Here is an 18,136-nt window from a genome sequence, read left to right as displayed (position 1 = left end):
AACGTGACGCCATGCCGATGCGGCTAGCCATTGTCGGGCGTCCCAATGTCGGGAAGTCGACGCTGTTCAACCGGCTGGCCGGGCGCAAGCTCGCCATCGTCGACGACCAGCCGGGGGTCACCCGCGACCGGCGTTACGGCACGGGCCGCATCGGCGATCTCGATCTGGAGCTGATCGACACCGCCGGCTTCGAGGACGTCACTGACGACAGCCTCGAATCGCGGATGCGCCAGCAGACCGAGCTCGCCATCGCCGAGGCCGACGTCGCCCTGTTCGTCATCGACGCCCGCGACGGCGTGACCCCGATGGACGAGGTGTTCGCCGAGATCCTGCGCAAGCACGACAAGCCGGTGATCGTCGCGGCCAACAAAGCCGAGAGCAAGGCCAGCGACGTCGGCGTCATGGAGGCCTTTGGCCTGGGGCTGGGCGAACCCGTCGCGATCTCCGCTGAGCACGGCGAGGGCATGGCCGACCTCTTCCAGGCCCTGCTGGCCGTCCAGCCGGACGACGACGAGGAAGCCGCCGAGGAGGCCGACAAGCCGATCCGCATCGCCATCGTCGGCCGCCCGAACGCCGGCAAGTCGACCCTGGTCAATAAGCTGATCGGGGAGGATCGCCTGCTGACCGGCCCCGAGGCCGGCATCACCCGCGACGCCATCTCGGTGGACTGGACCTGGGACGGCCAGGCCATCCGCCTGGTCGACACGGCGGGCCTGCGCCGCAAGGCCAAGGTCCAGGAGAACCTGGAAAAGCTCTCCACCCACGACTCGATCCGGGCGATCACCTTCGCCGAGATCGTCATCCTGGTGATGGACGCCACCCACCCCTTCGAGATTCAGGACCTGCAGATCGCCGATCTGGTCGAGCGGGAGGGCCGCGGCCTGGTCTTCTGCCTGGCCAAGTGGGACCTGGTGGCCGACCAGGGCGCGACGCTGAAATACCTCATCGAGGAGGCTGGGCGCCTGCTGCCGCAGCTGCGCGGCTCGCCGGTGATCGCGCTCTCGGCCGAGACCGGCCGCCATCTCGACCGGCTGATGCCCGCGGTGATCAAGGTCCACAAGGACTGGTCGACCAAGGTCAAGACCCGCGACCTCAACGATTGGCTGCACATGGCCATCGAGCGCCATCCGCCGCCGGCCGTGGGTGGTCGCCGCGTTCGGCCGAAGTACATGGCCCAGACCAAGGCCCGGCCGCCGACCTTCGTGCTGTTCGCGAGCCGCGCCGACCAGCTGCCCGACCACTACCGGCGCTATCTGATCAACTCGCTGCGGGAGAGCTTCGACATGCCCGGAGTGCCCATGCGGCTCACCGTCAAGTCGAACAAGAACCCCTATGCCGAGGGCGAGGACAAGGGCGGGCCCAAGCCGCGCTCCCAGGCCCCGGTGTTCGCCCCCAAGATCGGCAAGAAGGCCGCCGCCCCCAAGGGCGTCGCGGCCACCCGCGCCGGCATCACCGCGGCCGCCATGGCGGCGGAACTCGATGCGCCAGCCGCGAAGGCCAAGCCGAAACCCAAGGTGAAGCCCAAGACCAAGCTGGCCTCGGTGGGCAAGCCGAAGATCGGCGCCGGCCCCACGCCCAAGGGGCGCAAGGCCAAGCTGATGCGCCCCGGCGTCAAGCCGAAGCGAGCTTCCCGGCCGCCGCCCAGTCGGAAAAGCGGACGTTGACCTTGGGCAGGCCCAGGTCGGCCTGCGCCAGCTCCACGATCATCGGGCCGATCTCGGCCGGCTCGGGCAGGGTCATCGGATCCTCGCCCGGCATGGCCTCGGCGCGCATCTTGGTGCGCATCACGCCCGGATCGACCAGCACCGCGCGAATGGTGGTGTTCTCCAGTTCGTCGGCCCAGGTGCGCACCAGGTGTTCCAGGGCGGCCTTCGAGGCGCCATAGGCCCCCCAGAACGCCTTGGGACGCTCCACGCGGCCGGTGGTGAAGAAGATGCCCCGTCCGGCCGGCGACACCCGCAGCAGCCGCTCGGTGGAGCGGATCAGCCGATAGGTGGCGGTGACGTTGCTCGAGAACACCTTCTCCCAGTTCGACGGGTCGATGTGCGAGATCGGCGACAGCCCGCCCAGGATGGCGGCGGCGTGGACCAGCACGTCCAGCCGGCCGAACCGTTCATGGATCGCCAGGCCCAGGCCGTCGATGGTGTCGCCCTGGGTCAGGTCCAGCGGCACGAGGGTCGCGGCCTTGCCAGTGGCGGCCTTGATCTCATCGTCCAGGGACTCCAGCGCGCCCTGGGTGCGGCCGACAGCGACCACGTGGGCTCCGGCCTGGGCGAGCGCCAGGGCGCAGGCGCGGCCGATTCCGCGGGTGGCGCCGGTGACCAGGGCGATCTTGCCGTCGAGGGGGAGGGAGGCGGTCATGCAGGAACTCGTTTGGCATAGCGCTGCGCCATGGCCGCGCAGGTCATAAGTTGGAACTGGTGATAGAGCATCACCGGCAGGAGAATGAAGCCCACAGTGGCGGCGGGGAACAGCACCCCCGCCATGGGGACCCCGGCGGCGAGGCTCTTGTTGGAGCCCCCGAACACGATGGCGATCTCGTCCTCGGCGGAGAAACCGCGCATGCGGGCCACCCAGACCATGAATCCGAGCGATGTGGCCAGCAGGACCACGCAGATCAGCATGATCCTGGCGAGGTCCAGGGCCGAGACCTGACTCCAGATCCCGGCCACCACCGCGCCCGAAAAGGCGTTGTAGACCACCAGCAGGATCGAGCCGCGGTCCACCAGGCCGAAGGGCTTGGCGTGACGCTGGATGAAGCCGGCGACCCACGGCCGCAAAAGCTGACCCGCCAGGAAGGGCGCCAGGAGCTGCAGCAGGATGGCCTGCAGCGAGGCGAGCGAGACGCCCTCGCCCTGGGCGCCCAGCAGGACGCCCGCCATCACCGGGGTGGCGACCATGCCGATCAGGTTGGAGGCCGAGGCGCCGCAGACCGCGGCGGCCACGTTGCCCCGGGCGATGGCGGTGAAGCCGATGGCCGACTGGATGGTCGAGGGCAGGCAGGCCAGGAACACCACCCCCGGCGCCAGGGCGGCGGGCAGGGCCCAGCTCGGCAGCGCCGCCGCGCCCAGGCCGGTCAGCGGCCAGAGGATGAATGTGGTGACCAGCACCAGGCCGTGCAGCCGCCAGTGCAGCAGGCCCTTGATCACGGCGTCGGGGCTGAGCTTGGCGCCGTGCAGGAAGAAGACCAGGGCGATGCCGAACTTGGTGGCGGTGGCGACCACCGGCGCGGCCTCGCCCCGAGCCGGTAGGATCGAGGCCAGCACGACCATGCCGACGATGGCGGCGATGTACCAATCCAGGCCCAGCGCTTTGCGCCAGGCCGCGATCCTTGAAATCACGCGTCGACCAGGAACGAGAGCTGGCGATCGGTCCCGTCGTTGCGGCCCTCGGCGATCTCTCGGTCCAGCAGCCGCGTCGGGTAATCGCCGGTGAAATAGTGGTCCGTGAATTGCGGGTTCACCGGGTCGCGCGGGTCGGCGTTCATCGCCGCATAGAGCCCGTCGACCGAGAGATAGCCCATGGAGTCGACCTCGAGGATCTTGGCGATCTCCTCGACGGACTTGTTGGCCGCCAGCAGGTGCTCGCGGTCAGGCATGTCGATGCCATAGTAGTCCGGCCACTTGATGGGCGGGGAGGCCGAGCGCAGGTGCACCTCCGCAGCCCCAGCCTCGCGCACCATCCGCACCACGCGCACCGAATTGGTGCCGCGCACGATGGAGTCGTCGATCAGCATCACCCGTTTGCCGGCCAGGACATTGCGGTTGGGCGAGAGCTTCATGCGCACGCCAAGTTCCCGGGCGCCTTGCGTCGGCTGGATGAAGGTGCGGCCCACATAGTGGTTGCGGATGATGCCCATTTCGAAGGGCACGCCGGTCTCCTGGGCATAGCCGAGGGCCGCTGGCACCCCGGAGTCGGGCACGGGAACGACCACATCGACCGGGACGTGACTTTCCTGGGCCAGGCGGCGGCCCATGCGCTTGCGCACGTCATAGACGGACCGGCCGTTCACGACGGAGTCAGGGCGGGCGAAGTAGACATATTCGAAGATGCAGGGCCGGGCGCGGGCGGCGGGGAAGGGTTTCAGGCTCTCGATGCCGTCGTGGTCGATGACCACCATCTCGCCGTGTTCGATGTCGCGGACGAAGCGGGCGCCGATCATGTCCAGGGCGCAGGTCTCCGAGGCCAGGACGTACTTGCCGTCGACTTCGCCCAGCACCAGGGGGCGGATGCCCAGCGGATCGCGCACGCCCACCAGCTTCTTGTTGGTCAGCGCCACCAGGGCGTAGCCGCCCTCGATGCGGGAGAGCGCATCGATGAACCGGTCGACGAAGCGCGATTTCCGCGAGCGGGCCAGCAGGTGGAGGATCACCTCGGAATCGGAGGTCGACTGGAAGATCGCGCCCTCCGAGACCAGCTGCTCGCGCAGGGTCAGGAAGTTGGTCAGGTTGCCGTTGTGGGCCAGCGCCACGCCGCCGGCCTCGAGGTCGGCGAACATCGGCTGGACGTTGCGGATGAAGCTGCCGCCGGCGGTGGAGTAGCGGGTGTGGCCGATGGCCATGTGGCCGGGCAGGCGGTCGACCAGGTCGGCCCCGGCGAAGGCGTCGCCCACATGGCCCATATGGCGTTCGGTGTGGAAGCGCTGGCCGTCGAAGACCGCGATGCCGCAAGCTTCCTGGCCGCGATGCTGCAGGGCGTGGAGGCCGAGCGCCGTGATGGCCGCCGCGGCGTTGACGTCGAAGACGCCAAACACGCCGCATTCCAGTCGGGGAGTGTCGTCGTCAGGATCCCGGGGATTCAGCGCCGATTGGCGCCATCGATCCAGATCCTGAGTCATCGGGATTTCTCCACCAGATCGTCGAGCCCGCCGCGTTCGCCGGGGTCATAGCCTTGAGCGTCCCGAGAGTCACCCCCGGCCGACTTGGAACCGTCACGAACCGCCTCGTCGAACGAGGGGCGTAGCTTGTCGGCCATGTCGAAACCCTTGGGCGCAATGGCCTTTAGCGTATCGGCCGCCGCGCGGGTCAGGGGATAAAAGGCCGCACCCGTCATCCAACTGGGCAGACGGTCGGGCGGCGTGGCGACGTGGAACACCAGATGGAAGGCCCCCAGGACCACCAGGGCGCGGATCAGCCCGAATCCCAGGCCGATGACCCGGTCCAGCATGCCCAGCACCTGCATATCGCGGACTTTCCGCACCATGCCGGCTCCGGTGATGCGCAGCAGGCCGTAGATCGCCACGAACACCACCAGGCCGGCGCTCACCGTGCCCAGCCAGTCCGGATCGATCAGGTTGCGGCCGATGGGGCCCGACCAGCGCAGACCGAAGACCGCCGCCAGGGCTGCGATGATCAGGGCCAGCGCGGTGACCACTTCGCGCGTGCCGCCGCGATAGAAGCCCACCCCCGCCGAGACCAGCAGGACCAGGCCCACGATGATGTCGAACCAGGGCAAGGGTTCTAGTCCCATTGGCTCTCGCCGATGCGGGCTATGGCCTCGGCCAGGCGGCTCACGCCGTCGATCTTCATGCCGCCTCCGTCGATGTCCTTGGGTCCCAGCGCGCGGCGGAAGCCCAGCTTGGCGGCTTCCTTCAGGCGCGAGTCCATGCGGCTGACCGGGCGGATGTCGCCCGACAGGCTGATCTCGCCGAACACCACGCAGTCCTGAGGCAGGGCCGCGTCCAGGGCCGAGGAGGCGAGCGCGGCGGCGGCGGCCAGGTCGGCGGCGGGCTCATTGACCCGCAGGCCGCCGGCTACGTTGAGATAGACATCGCGATTGCCCAGGGAGAGTCCGCAGCGGGTCTCCAGCACCGCCAGCACCATGGCGAGGCGTCCCGAGTCCCAGCCCACCACCGCGCGGCGGGGTGTGCCGTAGGCCGAAGGGGCCACCAGGGCCTGGAACTCCACCAGCACCGGGCGCGAGCCCTCGATGCCGGCGAACACCGCCGCGCCGGCCGCCCGCTCGCCGGAGGTGTCGAGGAACAGGGCCGAGGGGTTCTTCACCTCGCCCAGCCCCGCGTCGCCCATCTCGAACACCCCGATCTCGTCGGTGGCGCCGAAACGGTTCTTCACCGCTCGCAGGATGCGGAACGGGTAGCCACGCTCGCCTTCGAAGGCCAAGACGGCGTCGACCATGTGCTCGATCACCCGGGGCCCGGCGATGGTGCCTTCCTTGGTGACGTGGCCGACCAGGATGATCGCCACGCCCTGCTTCTTGGCCAGTCGCACCAGCTCGCCGGTGGCGGCGCGCACCTGGGTCACCGAGCCCGGCGCGGCCTCATGGACGTCGCTCCACATGGTCTGGATGGAGTCGATGACCACCAGGTCGAACTTCTCGCGCTTCAGGCTGTCGAGGATGTCGCGCAGGCTGGTCTCGGTGGCGAGTTTCACCGGCGCGTCGGCCAGGCCCATGCGTTGGGCGCGGCTGCGGACCTGGGCGATGGCCTCCTCGCCGGAGATATAGGCGCAGGACGCCCCGCGCCGGGCGGCGCTGGCCATGACCTGCATCAACAGGGTCGACTTGCCGACACCGGGGTCGCCGCCCAGCAGGATCGCCGAGCCCGGCACCACCCCACCGCCACAGACCCGGTCGAACTCGTCCACCCCGGTGGCGATCCGGGGCGGGGAGGGCGTGTGCTCATCCAGGCCCTGGAAGGCCAGGCCGCGGGTGCGCGAGGCCTTGCTGGGCGCGAGCGCCCCGGGCGGCCGCGACTGCAGCTCCTCGACCAGGGTGTTCCAGGCGCCGCAGGCGGGACACTGGCCGGCCCACTTGGTCTGCGTGGCCCCGCAGGACTGACAGACATAGACGGCGCCGTCGCGGGCCATGCGGGCTCCCTGATTCGCTTGAAGACGACAGTTTAGACGGGCGGAACGTCCGCGTCCGTCGCAGATCGAAGCCGGTTGCCGAAAGGACGGCATAGGCTAGGCTCGCCATGTGGGGATTGGACTGAGGCTTTTACAGGCTGGGAGGCGTCTATGAGCACAGTTGAACCAGGGTCCGCCGCGTCGGGTCTTGTCGAGCGTGCGAAATCCATACTGCTGCAGCCCTCGGCCACCTGGGCGGTGATCGACGACGAGCCGGCGACCATCGGAGGGCTCTACAAGGGCTATGTCATCCCCCTGGCCCTGATCCCGGCGGTGGCCGGACTGATCGGCGCCATTGTGTTCGGCTACGGGATGTTCGGCTTCGGCTACAAGCCTCCAGTCCTAGCGTCCGTCGTCAATGCAATCGTGAGCTTCGGGGCGACGCTCGCTTGGGTCTATCTGATGGCGCTCGTGATCGACGGTCTGGCGCCTACCTTCGGCGGCACCAAGAACCAGATCCAGGCCTTCAAGGTCGCGGCCTATTCCGGCACCGCCGCCTGGGTGGCCGGAGCCGCGCTGATCCTGCCCGGACCGCTCAAGATCCTCGCAATCCTAGGCTTTTACAGCCTTTTCCTGCTGTACAGGGGCCTGCCCAGGCTGATGAAGGCCCCGGACGACAAGGCCACCAGCTACACCGTCGTCATCGTTGTCGTGATGTTTGTCTTGGGGCTCATCATCATGACGATCCTCAGTCCGTTGCAGAGGATCGGCCGAGGCTCGGGCCTGATGGCGGACCACAGCGCCGGAACCGTGACCTTCGGCGGCAACAAGGTCGACCTCGGCAAGCTGGAGGAAGCCTCGAAGAAGATGGAGGCCGCCGCCAAGCAGATGGAGAGCGGCGAGGGGCCGGCGCCCACCGATCCTAGCCTGCTGAAGGCCTATCTGCCCGCCGATGTGGCGGGCTTCGCCCGGACCGAGGTCACCACCGGCTCGGGCGGAGCCGGCGGCGTCACCGGCTCGCAGGCCGAGGGCGTCTACACCAAGGGCGACGCGCGCATCCGGCTCAGCGTCACCGACCTGGGCGCGGCGGGCGCCCTTGCCGGCATGGCCGGGGCCTTCAACGTCCAGTCGTCCAGCGAGAGCGACGGCAAGTACGAGAAGGTCGGCAAGGTCGACGGCCGCATGACCACCGAGTCCTACAACGCCAGCTCGAAGCACGGCGAGTACAGCGTCCTGGTCGGCGACCGCTTCATGGTCGCCGCCGAGGGCGACGGCGTTCGCATCGAGGACCTGAAGGCCGCCGTCGCCTCGGTTGGTCCGGCCCGCCTGGAGGCGCTGGCCAAGAAGGGCTAGCGCTCGCCCAGATAGACCCGCTCGGCCCGGCCGCCCAGGCGCACCAGGCATTCGTGCGCGACGGTGCCGGCCGCCGCGGCCAGGTCATCAACCAGCACATGGCTCCCCAGCAGCTCGACCATGTCGCCGGGGCTGGCCTCGGCCTCGCCGATCTCGATGGCGATCAGATCCATGGTGACGATCAGCACCTTGCGCGGCGCGCCAGCGAACCAGGCATGGCTGCGACCCATGGCCCCGCGGATCAGGCCGTCCGCATAGCCCGCTGCGACCACCGCGACGCGACTGTCGTTTTCGACGATGGTCTTGGAGCCGTAGCCGATCATCTCGCCGGCCCCGACCTGGCGCACATAGAGGATCGGCGCCTCGAAGGTGGCCACGGCTTTCAGGCGCGGGTCCGGCCGCTCCTCGGGGCCGCCGCCATAGAGGCTGATCCCCGGCCGGACGATATCGAAGTGATAGACATGCTCCAGCGCGATCCCCGCCGAGGCCGCGAAGCTGGCGCGGGCCCCCGGAAATAGCCGCCGCACCGCGGCGAAGGCGTCGAGCTGGGCGGCGTTGCGTGGATCGGCCGGATCGGTGGCCGAGCCCAGATGGCTCATGATCGTCTCGACGCGCAGACCCGGCGGCAGGTTCGCGGCCAGGTCCCGGACCTCGGCGGCGGTCAGGCCCTGGCGGTTCATGCCGGTGTCGACCTGGATGGCCACCGGCTCGGCGAAGGCGCTGGCCGCCTCGACCTGGGCAGGGCTGGAGAGGACGGGCGTCAGGTCCGCGGCCGCCAGCCGCGGTCCGGTGTCGGGCGTGAAGCCGTCCAGCACGTAGATGGTGGCCGGGTGGCCGAGCCCGGCCCGCAACGCCTCGCCCTCGCTCAGCCGGGCCACGAAGAAGGCGCGCGCGCCTTCCGCCCACAGCCGGCGCGCCACCGGGACGGCGCCCAGGCCGTAGCCGTCGGCCTTGACCACGGGAGCAGGCTCGGCGCCCGGCGCAAGGTCGCGCAGCACCGCGTAATTGTGGGCGAGCGCGTCGAGATCGATGGTCAGGCGCGCGGAGGAGGGAGCAGGCATCGTCGCTCCCATAACCGGTTTAGTGCGCGTTGTAGAATCCCTCGCGGGCGAGGTTTCCGAACTTGGTGATGTCGGAGTTGAAGGACAGTTTCACCGTGCCGATCGGGCCGTGACGCTGCTTGCCGATGATCACCTCGGCCATGCCCGCGACCTGGTCCATCTGCTCCTGCCAGGTCAGGTGCTCGGGCGTGCCTTCCCGCGGCTCGGTCCGGCCCAGATAATATTCCTCGCGATAGACGAACATCACCATGTCGGCGTCCTGCTCGATGGAGCCCGATTCCCGCAGGTCGGAGAGCTGGGGCTTCTTGTCCTCGCGGTTCTCCACCTGACGCGAGAGCTGGCTGAGCGCGATGATCGGCACCGACAGCTCCTTGGCCAGGGACTTCATCGACTGGGTGATCATCGAGACTTCCTGCACCCGGTTGTCGTTCTTGCCGGCGCCGTCGCCGCCGGTGACCAGCTGCAGGTAGTCGATGACGATCAGGTCCAGGCCGCTGGTCCGCTTCAGGCGGCGCGCCCGGGCGGCCAGCTTGGCGATGGTGATGCCGCCGGTGGCGTCGATGAACAGCGGCGCGTCCTGGATCTCCAGAGCCGCGTCGCGAATCCGACCGAATTCCAGGGCGGTGATCTCGCCCTTGCGCAGCCGGTCGCCGGAGACCCCGGAGACCTCGGCCAACAGGCGCATGGCCAGCTGTTCGGCCGACATTTCCAGCGAGAAGAAGGCCACGACCCCGCCGGAAACGGTCTTCTTCGACCCGTCCGGCTGCGGCTCCCACGCGTAGTGGCGCGCCACGTCGAAGGCGATATTACAGGCCAGCGCCGTCTTCCCCATCGAGGGACGGCCGGCCAGGATCACCAGGTCGGACGGGTGCAGGCCGCCCATTTTCTTGTCGAGATCGATCAGGCCGGTGGAGATGCCGGCCAGGCCGCCGTCGCGAGCGTGGGCCTCGGCGGCCATGGTGACGGCGCCGTGCAGAGCGTCGGCGAAGGGGATGAAACCCTGGTTGACCGAGCCGGTCTCGGCCAGGCTGAACAGCTGCTGCTCGGCCGCCTCGATCTGGTCGCGGGCCGAGCGCTCGGCGTCCGGCTGGGCGGCGGTGGTGGAGATGTCGCCACCGATCCGGATCAGGTCTCGGCGCAGGGCCAGGTCGTAGATGACCCGCGAATAGTCGTTGGCGTTCGCCGACGGCGGGGCGCGGTCCACTAGGTCGGCGAGGTAGCGCACCCCGCCCAGCTCCTCGAAGGCCGCGTCGCGGCTGAATTGCTCGGCCAACAGGATCGGTTCGGCCAGCTGGCCCTTGCGTACGGCGGTCTCGACGGCCGAGAAAAGCCGCTGGTGGAAGGGCTCGTAGAAGTGGCGCGCCTGCAGGTAGTCGCCGATCCGCTCGAAGGCGGCGTTGTCGTAGAGCACCGCGCCCAGCAGAGCCTGCTCGGCCTCGATATTGGCCGGGGCGTGCGGGATCGCCGCGTCATTGTGGGCGGGGCGGAGGTCGAGGGCGGGAACGAGAGCCATGGGTTACCGATAGCTTGACGCCGCGGTGGCTTGCACTGTGGCGCATTGGCTGTCCGCCGTCCGCTAACAGGAATTCCGCCGACCTGTGGACAAGCCTGAAACGAAACGACGCGGGACCGTAGCCCCGCGTCGCGTCAGTCCCGGTCGTAGGGTCCCGAAGATCCTACCAGTTATAGGCGACCCGGCCGTAGAGGTAGCGGCCCGAGCGGCCGAACGGCGCGTAGTTCGAGAACGGGGTGTTGGACGTGGTGTTGAGGATCGGCGGCGAACCCGTCGGATACTCGTCGAACACGTTGTCCGCGCCCACCGAGACGCGCACCTTTTCGGTGACGTTCCAGCGACCTTCCAGGTCGACCACGACCTTGGCCTTCAGCGTCAGGTCCAGGGCCGCCGTGGTGCCGGGGCTGAGGACCTCGCCGTAGCGGGTGGCCCGCACGGTCGCGCCGAACTTGTCGAGGGTCCAGTCCACCGAGCCGGTGAACTTGGATTCCGGCGAGCCCTTCTCGAAGGTCAGGACGTTCACCCGGTCGAACAGCACCGGGGCGGGGTTGAGCGCCGAGAGCTGGGCGGTGGCCGGGACCTTGGTCACGTCGGTGGAGTTGAAGTTCGCGCCAAGGGTGAAGGCGAAGGTCCCCATGGCCTCGGTGTTGTGCTTGAAGTTGGCGATGATGTCGACGCCCTGGGTCTCGGTGTCGACGCCGTTGATGAAGAAGCGTCCGCCGCCGATGGCCACGAAGCCCTGGGAGACCAGATAGGCGCGCACGTTCGCCTGGGTCAGGTTTTCCGACAGGACGATACGGTCCTCGATATCGATGCGATAGGCGTCGATCGTCAGGTTGACCCGGCCGAAGCGGAAAACCGCGCCGATCGCGTAGTTGACCGACTTCTCGGCGTCGAGCGGCTTCGCGCCCAGGGCCGCCGCCACCGGATCCGTCGCCGGGAAGGTGGTGATGTCGAAGGGCACGCCGTTGATGAAGTTCGTCGAGGTGGTCGAGAAGAACTGCTGCTGCAGGGACGGGGCCCGGAAGCCGTTCTGGATCGAGCCGCGCAGGGCGAAGTTCTCGCTGAAGTCATAGCGCGCGGCGAACTTGCCGGTCACCGTCTCGCCGAAGTCGGAATAGGACTCCGCCCGAACCGCGGCCGACATCAGGAGTTCGTCGGTGAGGTTGGCTTCGAGGTCCAGATAGAGGCCGACCGAGGTGCGGTCCTCGTCGAGCTCGTTGGACGGCCGGAAGCCCGGGAAGACCTGGGCGCCCGAGGGGGTCGGGGCGCCGTTCAGCAAGGCGCCGCCGTTGCGGTAGGAGTCCGGCTCGCCCGCGTGAATCTCGTAGCCTTCTTTCCGCCACTCGAGGCCGGCGGCGACGTTCAGCGGCGAGGCCAGGCCCACATCGTAGGTCCGCACGCCGGAGACGTTGAGGACCAGCTGGTTGTACTCGAACCCGCCGGCGTCGAAGACCGTCTTGCTGCTGGGCCCGATGGACCGGTTCAGCGTGTCGCGGATCACGAAATCCATCTCGTTGGAGCCGTAGACCAGCGAGATGTCCGTATCCCAGCTACCCAGCTTGGACTTGGCGCCGCCGGCGACCGAGAAGTCCTCCACGGTCGGATTGATCAGCGGCAGGAATCCGTTCGGGTAGATGGAAGTGATGTTACGGTCGTCGAGCGCGCGGCGGAAGAAGCCGGCCGAAAGCGCCTCGCGGTTCTGGTAGCTGGCCCAGCCATACAGGCTGGTGGTGTCGCTGACGTCGTATCCGGCGTTGGCGAACAGCGAGTACTGTTTGACGTCCGGCTCGCCGAACCAGGCGTTGTAGCGGTCGAAACTCGCCTCGCGCGGATCGAAGGCGCCGGCCACCAGGGGGTACTGCTGGCGCCAGTCGGGGGCGGTGCGGATGGTCTTGTTCTGGTCGAGGTACTCGGCGGCCAGGGTCAGGAAGCCGGACTCACCCAGGGGCAGGCCGATCCAGCCCGAGAGATTGATGGTCTCGCCATCGGTGCGGTCGTACTTGGCCTTGTCGGCCACGGTCCAGTTGGCGCCGGCCGGCGGTGACGCGACCAGGGTCTTCACGGTGGTGACTCGCGCGCCGTAGGTGGCCGTCAGCCCGCCGCCGCTGTTGGCTTCGCGCAGGCGCAGGTTCAGCACGCCGGCGATGGCGTCGGAGCCGTATTGCGCCGAGGCCCCGTCACGCAGCACCTCGATCGAGGAGACCATGGCCGAGGGGATGGTGTTCAGGTCGACCGACGAGGCGCCGCGGCCGATGGTGCCGTTCACGTTCACCAGCGAGGCCGAGTGGCGGCGCTTGGAGTTCACCAGGACCAGGGTCTGGTCGGGGGCGAGGCCGCGCAGGGTGGCCGGGCGGATGGTGTCGGTGCCGTCGGCCAGGCCAGGCCGCGGGAAGTTGAACGAGGGCAGGGACACCGAGAGCGCCTGATTGACCTCGGTCACGCCGAGCTGGTTCAGCTCGGCGGCGCTGATCACGTCGACGGGCGCGGCGGTGTCGAGCACGGTGCGGTTGGCCGCCCGGGTGCCGGTGACGATGAATTCCTCAAGCTCGGTCGCCGAGGCCGGTGTCTGGGCCATCGCTTGGCCGCCGGCGAACAGGGTCGCGGCGGAAGCCGTCGCGAGCAGGATATGTCGAGTGTTCATGAGTCCCCCAGGAATGCCCGCGGGTCCTTCGGCCTCGCGTCGGCGTCTAGGGTTTTGAAACTAGGGGTGTTTGCGCCCGTCCGGTATGGCAAAACTGTCACAAAACTACGCAAACGCAACACGTGGCTGCTCAGTTACTCGGCATCTAGGGGCCGGTATCCGTCCCGCGCAAAGAAAACGGCGCGGAACCCGGGGGTTCCGCGCCGCGGTCTTGGGTCTGGAAGGCGTCGACCTAGTGGTCGGCGCCGAAGTCCACGTCGTGCGAACCGGCGCCGCCGGCCGCCATGTCGGCGGCGGCTTCCTCGTCGGCGATCCGGTCTTCCTCGAACTGCGAGGTGATGACGTTCTCGCCGCGGGCTTGGCGTTCGGCCTCGTCCTGGCTGCGGGCGATGTTGATCGTCACCGTCACGACCACTTCGGCGTGCAGGCGGATCTTCACCGGGTGCATGCCCAGGGTCTTGATCGGCTTGTCGAGGGACACCATCGAGCGGTCAACCTTGCCACCGGCGCCGTTGACGATGTCGGCCACGTCGCGACCGCTGACCGAGCCGTAGAGCTGGCCGGTCTCGCCCGCCTGACGGATCAGGATGTAGGCCGTGCCGTCGAGGGACTCGCCGGCCTTGCCGGCCTGGTCCTTGGCCTTGAGGTTGCGCGCCTCGATATCGGCGCGCTGGGCGTCGAAGATCTTCTTGTTGGCGCTGGTGGCCCGCAGGGCCTTGTGGCGCGGCAGCAGGTAGTTGCGAGCGTAGCCGTCCTTGACGGTGACTTCGTCGCCCAGGCCGCCACGGCCTTCGACTCGTTCGAGCAGAATGACTTTCATGTGCCTGGCTCCCTTACTTCACGACATAGGGGAGGAGGGCCAGGAAGCGGGCGCGCTTGATGGCCTTGGCCAGTTCACGTTGCTTCTTGGCCGACACCGCGGTGATGCGCGAAGGCACGATCTTGCCGCGTTCGGAGACGTAACGCTGCAGCAGCTTCACGTCCTTGTAGTCGATCTTCGGGGCGTTGGCGCCGGAGAACGGGCAGACCTTGCGGCGGCGGAAGAAGGGACGGCGCGCGGCGCCGGCGGCCGCGGGGGCCGTTGCGGTTTCGTCAGTCATCAGAAGCCCCCTTCTTTCGGAGCAAAGCCGCCGTCCTTCGAGCCGAAGTCGTCGCGGCGCGGTTCGCGTTCACGATCACGGTCGCGACGGGCGAGAACCGGGGAGAGCTCCAGGTCGAGTTCGTCGACGCGGACGGTCAGGTGGCGCAGGACGTCTTCGTTCAGCGACAGCTGGCGCTCCATCTCCTTCACCGCCGGCGCCGGGGCGTCGATGGAGAGCAGGGAGTAGTGGCCCTTGCGGTTCTTCTTGATGCGATAGGTGAGGTTGCGAAGGCCCCAGTACTCGATCTTGGCGACGGATCCGCCGCCTTCTTCGATCAGGTGCTTCAGGGTGTCGTTGAGGGCTTCGGCTTGTTGCGGCGAGATATCCTGCCGCGAGATGACGACGTGCTCGTAGAGCGCCATGGTTTCCTTTTCCCATTTGGAGGGCGGCGCGTCCGGCGGCGGGTGACCGTCGGAAACGATGGATCTCAGGCGCGGCGGCCGGGAGTTTCCCGACCCTTTCGCGTTCCGGCTTGAGACCGCCTTCCGTGAAGAGGCGCGCTAGTACGGGAAAACCGCTGTTTCGGCAAGGGATTTCGCTCTTGTCCCTCCTCCTTGTGGGGAGGGACGGCGGCGCAGCCGCCAGGGTGGGGAAGCCCGGCGGCCTCATCGAAGCTTCGGAAAGCCCCACCCTCGACCGCTAACGCGGTCTGCCCTCCCCACAAGGGGGAGGGAGAAGGGCGCTATTTCTTAGGATGCTTCGCGCGCCAGGCCTTCACGGCCGTCATCGTCTCGGTGACGTGATCATTGGCGTTCAGGTTCGAATAGGCGTGCACCACCTCGCCGGCGGGTGAGATCACGTAGGAGGTGCGGTCCGACAGGCCGGGCCGGATGGCCAGCTTGGAGTCGTACTGGCCGGCGATCGCCGCATTGGGGTCGGCCGCGACCGGGAACTTGCCCGAGCACTTCTCGGTGTCGGCGGAGAAGGCGGCGAGCTTGTCGAGATTGCCCGATGTGACGCCGATCACGGTCGCGCCCTGGGCCTTGAAGCCATCGGTGGCCTCGGCGAACAGCCGGGCTTCCAGGTTGCAGCCGGCGGTGTCGGCGGCAGGGAAGAAGTACAGCACCACCGGCCCCTTCTTGCGCGCCTCGGCCAGGGAGAAGGTGATCGGCTTGCCGGCCTGATAGCCCTGGGCCGTGAAGTCCGGCGCCTTGGCGCCTTGCTTGAGCGCGGCGAGGGCCGGGGTGGCGGCGAGGGCGGTGAGCGCGGCGACGAGGGCGAGACGGTGCATGCGATTTTCTCCCAGTTGCCGGGATCATACGGCCGGCGGCCGGCTTTGTCTTCGTTGCGGGCGCGGGGATTTTCGTCCCCTGGCGCGCGCCAGCGCCTCGGCCAAGGTTGTTAACCTTTCTGAACATTCACTTACTTCGTTGAGGTTATCGCAATCGCTGCTCCGCTAACCCTCTGAATGTACGAAGCATCCAGGGGTGGGGCGTTGCGGGTAGTCACGATCGCAAGTTTGGGCGCTTCGGCGGCCCTCGGCCTCGGGGCCCTGGTGGTCGCCAAGGTGATGCTGCCGGCCCAGGGAAATGTCGCCCAGGCCTCGCCTCGGTCGCCGATGGCCAACGCCGTCTCGGTGGTCGTCGCCTCCCGCGCCATCAAGTACGGCGAGCGGCTGGACGCGGCGCGCCTGACCGTGGTGCGCATGCCGCGCGACGCCGCGCCGGCTGGAGCTTTCGCCACTGTGGCGCAGGTGCTGGCCCAGGATCACGGGGGCGCGCCGGTGGCGCTGACCCCGATCGCCATCCGCGAGGCGGTGCTGCCCGCCAAGCTTTCCGGCCCCGGCGCGCGGCCCTCGGTCGCCGCCGAGATCGCCGATGGACTTCGCGCCTATACGATCAAGGTCTCCGACGTCTCGGGCGTGGGCGGCCACGCCCTGCCGGGCGACCGGGTCGACGTGGTGCTGATGCGCGATCTGTCGACCGACGACACCCACAAGGTCATCCAGTCCGAGGTGGTCATCCAGAACGCCCGCGTCCTCGGGGTCGACCTCAACGCCGATCCCACCTCCAACAAGCCGGCCAGTCCGAACACCGCCACCCTCGAGGTGAGCGTCAAGGACGCCCAGAAGCTGGCGGTCGCCGCCAGTCTCGGCGAGCTGTCCCTGGCCCTGCGCGCCTCCGGCCAGGCCGCGATCGAGGCCATCGCCCCACTCTCGACGCGAGACGTCGTCGGCGGCGCCGCCCAAGGCGCGTCGAGCGCGGCCCGTCCGCGCCGCGCGGCGGCCCCGTCCGCGCCGCGCTCGATCATCCAGATCGTTGAAGGAGAGGGCGCGTGATGCCGCGATCCAAGACCCCGGCCCGCGTGTTCTGCGCCGTGGCCGCCCTCCTGACGGCCGTCCCGGCCCCAGCCTCGGCCGCGGAGTCGTTCGTCAGCGAGTCAGCCCGCAGCCGCATCATCAACGTTCCTCGTAACAAGTCGCTGTCCTTCCGCCTGGACAGTCCGGCTTCCAAGATCGTGGTGGCCCAGCCCGAAACCGCCCAAATCGTCGCCACCACGGACCGCAGCTTCTATGTGCGCGGCAAGGCGCTGGGCTCCACGAACCTGCTGATCTACGGCGGCGGCGGCCAGCTGCAGGAAGTGATCGACGTGCGCGTCGGCTACGACGCCGAGTCGCTCGAGGCCGATCTCGCCGCGGCCCTGCCTGGCGAGGGCGTGCGGGTGCGCAACCTGGGAGAGGGCCTGCTGCTCACGGGGGAGGTTTCGACCACCGCCGCGGCCGCGCGCGCCAAGACCCTGGCCGACAAGTTCGCTCCCGAGGCGGTGACCACCGCCCTGACCGTCCGGGCCTCGCAGCAGGTGATCCTCGAGGTCCGCATCCTGGAGGCCAGCCGCTCGGCCCTGAAGGACGTGGGCTTCAACCTCACGGCGTCCAATGGGTCCTTCGCCCTGGCCACCGGCAATGGCCTCATCGGCAACACGGCGCCACAGGGGGCGCTGCGGCTCTCGGGCTCGATCGGGTCGGCCAATGTCGACCTGACCCTGGCGGCCCTGGAGGAGAAGGGCGTGATCCGCACGCTCGCCCGACCGAACCTGGTGGCCTTGTCCGGCCAGAAGGCGAGTTTCCTGGCCGGCGGTGAGTTCCCGTTCCCGGTGCCCGCCGGCCTCAACACGGTCAGCATCGAGTTCCGCGAGTTCGGGGTGAAGCTGAACTTCCTGCCGACCGTCCAGGACAACGGCCTGATCCGTCTGCAAGTGGCCCCCGAGGTCAGCCAGCTCGACCACAACAACAATCTGCGTATCCAGGGCTTCGAAATTCCCAGCCTGGTGGTCCGCCGCACCGACACCACCATCGAGCTTAAGGACGGCGAGGCTTTCGCGGTCGCCGGCCTGTTCCAGCAGGACTATGTCAACCAGGTCCGCCAACTTCCCGGCGTCGGCGAGGTGCCGGTTCTGGGGGCGCTGTTCCGCTCGGCGCGTTGGCGCCGCGCCGAGACCGAGCTGGTGATCATCGTCACGCCGAGACTGGCCACCGCCGCCGACCTGGCGCCCGCCAACCAGCCCGATCCCTTCACCGGGCAAGAGGCCAGCGCGATCGACCTGATCCTGGACGGCAAGGCCCTGGACCAGCCGATGACGGCGCCGGTCAGCGCCAAGTCGCCCCGCGGATGAGCCCTGTG

The 18,136-nt window shown here is 68.6% G+C and carries 16 protein-coding genes; 4 read left to right on the top strand and 12 right to left on the bottom strand.

What is annotated here, in order from left to right; genetic code table 11:
• The first annotated feature begins 11 nt into the window (after positions 1 to 11).
• The gene (gene der / locus V6M51_RS18185) at positions 12 to 1,664 is read left to right on the top strand and encodes a ribosome biogenesis GTPase Der (RefSeq protein WP_332769420.1); all 1,653 of its coding nucleotides are present in this window, start codon (positions 12 to 14) and stop codon (positions 1,662 to 1,664) included.
• Here der and V6M51_RS18180 read toward each other — a convergent pair.
• The 5 genes from V6M51_RS18180 to radA are packed head-to-tail and all read right to left on the bottom strand — an operon-like array spanning position 1,612 to position 6,824.
• A complete protein-coding gene (locus V6M51_RS18180; protein WP_332769419.1) occupies positions 1,612 to 2,361 on the bottom strand; it encodes an SDR family NAD(P)-dependent oxidoreductase in 750 nt (249 codons plus the stop codon). The two genes, der and V6M51_RS18180, sit on opposite strands and share 53 nt — an antisense overlap.
• Complete coding sequence (locus tag V6M51_RS18175; protein WP_332769418.1) at positions 2,358 to 3,341, bottom strand: bile acid:sodium symporter family protein; 984 nt, start codon at positions 3,339 to 3,341, stop codon at positions 2,358 to 2,360. The genes V6M51_RS18180 and V6M51_RS18175 overlap by 4 nt, the downstream gene beginning before the upstream one ends.
• Positions 3,338 to 4,837: an amidophosphoribosyltransferase gene (gene purF / locus V6M51_RS18170; protein ID WP_332769416.1), complete on the bottom strand. Its 1,500-nt coding sequence runs from the start codon at positions 4,835 to 4,837 to the stop codon at positions 3,338 to 3,340. Before purF ends, V6M51_RS18175 begins: the two co-directional genes overlap by 4 nt.
• A complete protein-coding gene (locus V6M51_RS18165; RefSeq protein WP_332769414.1) occupies positions 4,834 to 5,469 on the bottom strand; it encodes a CvpA family protein in 636 nt (211 codons plus the stop codon). The genes purF and V6M51_RS18165 overlap by 4 nt, the downstream gene beginning before the upstream one ends.
• Positions 5,460 to 6,824 carry a DNA repair protein RadA gene (gene radA, locus V6M51_RS18160; protein WP_254833431.1) on the bottom strand — a complete coding sequence of 455 codons (1,365 nt, stop codon included), beginning with the start codon at positions 6,822 to 6,824 and terminating at the stop codon, positions 5,460 to 5,462. The genes V6M51_RS18165 and radA overlap by 10 nt, the downstream gene beginning before the upstream one ends.
• Positions 6,825 to 6,974: 150 nt before the next feature.
• Here radA and V6M51_RS18155 point away from each other — a divergent pair, with 150 nt between their 5' ends.
• A complete protein-coding gene (locus V6M51_RS18155) occupies positions 6,975 to 8,156 on the top strand; it encodes a Yip1 family protein (RefSeq protein ID WP_332769411.1) in 1,182 nt (393 codons plus the stop codon).
• Here the strand turns inward: V6M51_RS18155 and alr are convergent.
• The 7 genes from alr to V6M51_RS18120 all read right to left on the bottom strand — a co-directional run bounded on the left by alr (position 8,153) and on the right by V6M51_RS18120 (position 15,747).
• Complete coding sequence (alr, locus tag V6M51_RS18150) at positions 8,153 to 9,217, bottom strand: alanine racemase (protein WP_332769410.1); 1,065 nt, start codon at positions 9,215 to 9,217, stop codon at positions 8,153 to 8,155. The genes V6M51_RS18155 and alr overlap by 4 nt on opposite strands.
• A 19-nt stretch (positions 9,218 to 9,236) precedes the next feature.
• Positions 9,237 to 10,730, bottom strand: coding sequence for a replicative DNA helicase (locus V6M51_RS18145; RefSeq protein ID WP_332769408.1), 1,494 nt, complete (start codon positions 10,728 to 10,730; stop codon positions 9,237 to 9,239).
• Between the two features lie 163 nt (positions 10,731 to 10,893).
• Complete coding sequence (locus tag V6M51_RS18140) at positions 10,894 to 13,374, bottom strand: TonB-dependent receptor plug domain-containing protein (RefSeq protein ID WP_332769407.1); 2,481 nt, start codon at positions 13,372 to 13,374, stop codon at positions 10,894 to 10,896.
• Between the two features lie 232 nt (positions 13,375 to 13,606).
• Positions 13,607 to 14,194, bottom strand: coding sequence for a 50S ribosomal protein L9 (rplI, locus tag V6M51_RS18135; protein WP_332769406.1), 588 nt, complete (start codon positions 14,192 to 14,194; stop codon positions 13,607 to 13,609).
• A 13-nt stretch (positions 14,195 to 14,207) separates the two neighbouring features.
• Entirely contained in the window at positions 14,208 to 14,474 is a 267-nt protein-coding gene (gene rpsR, locus V6M51_RS18130; protein ID WP_254833425.1) for a 30S ribosomal protein S18, read from the bottom strand.
• The gene (gene rpsF / locus V6M51_RS18125) at positions 14,474 to 14,878 is read right to left on the bottom strand and encodes a 30S ribosomal protein S6 (protein WP_332769405.1); all 405 of its coding nucleotides are present in this window, start codon (positions 14,876 to 14,878) and stop codon (positions 14,474 to 14,476) included. The genes rpsR and rpsF overlap by 1 nt, the downstream gene beginning before the upstream one ends.
• A gap of 320 nt (positions 14,879 to 15,198) precedes the next feature.
• On the bottom strand, positions 15,199 to 15,747 hold the full coding sequence (locus V6M51_RS18120; protein ID WP_332769404.1) for a peroxiredoxin: 549 nt from the start codon (positions 15,745 to 15,747) through the stop codon (positions 15,199 to 15,201).
• Positions 15,748 to 15,975: 228 nt separating this feature from the next.
• Between V6M51_RS18120 and cpaB the strand changes: the two genes are divergently transcribed.
• Together cpaB and V6M51_RS18110 are read left to right on the top strand one after the other, a co-directional pair.
• Positions 15,976 to 16,794 (top strand): Flp pilus assembly protein CpaB, encoded by an 819-nt coding sequence (cpaB, locus tag V6M51_RS18115; protein WP_332769403.1) that lies wholly within the window; start codon positions 15,976 to 15,978, stop codon positions 16,792 to 16,794.
• Complete coding sequence (locus V6M51_RS18110; protein ID WP_332769401.1) at positions 16,794 to 18,128, top strand: type II and III secretion system protein family protein; 1,335 nt, start codon at positions 16,794 to 16,796, stop codon at positions 18,126 to 18,128. The genes cpaB and V6M51_RS18110 overlap by 1 nt, the downstream gene beginning before the upstream one ends.
• Positions 18,129 to 18,136: the final 8 nt, after the last annotated feature.

The organism is Phenylobacterium sp., assembly GCF_036677185.1.
Classification (GTDB): Bacteria; Pseudomonadota; Alphaproteobacteria; order Caulobacterales; family Caulobacteraceae; genus Phenylobacterium.
The sequence above is the reverse complement of the archived record's forward strand: the minus strand, read 5'-3'. Positions and strand labels throughout refer to the sequence as shown.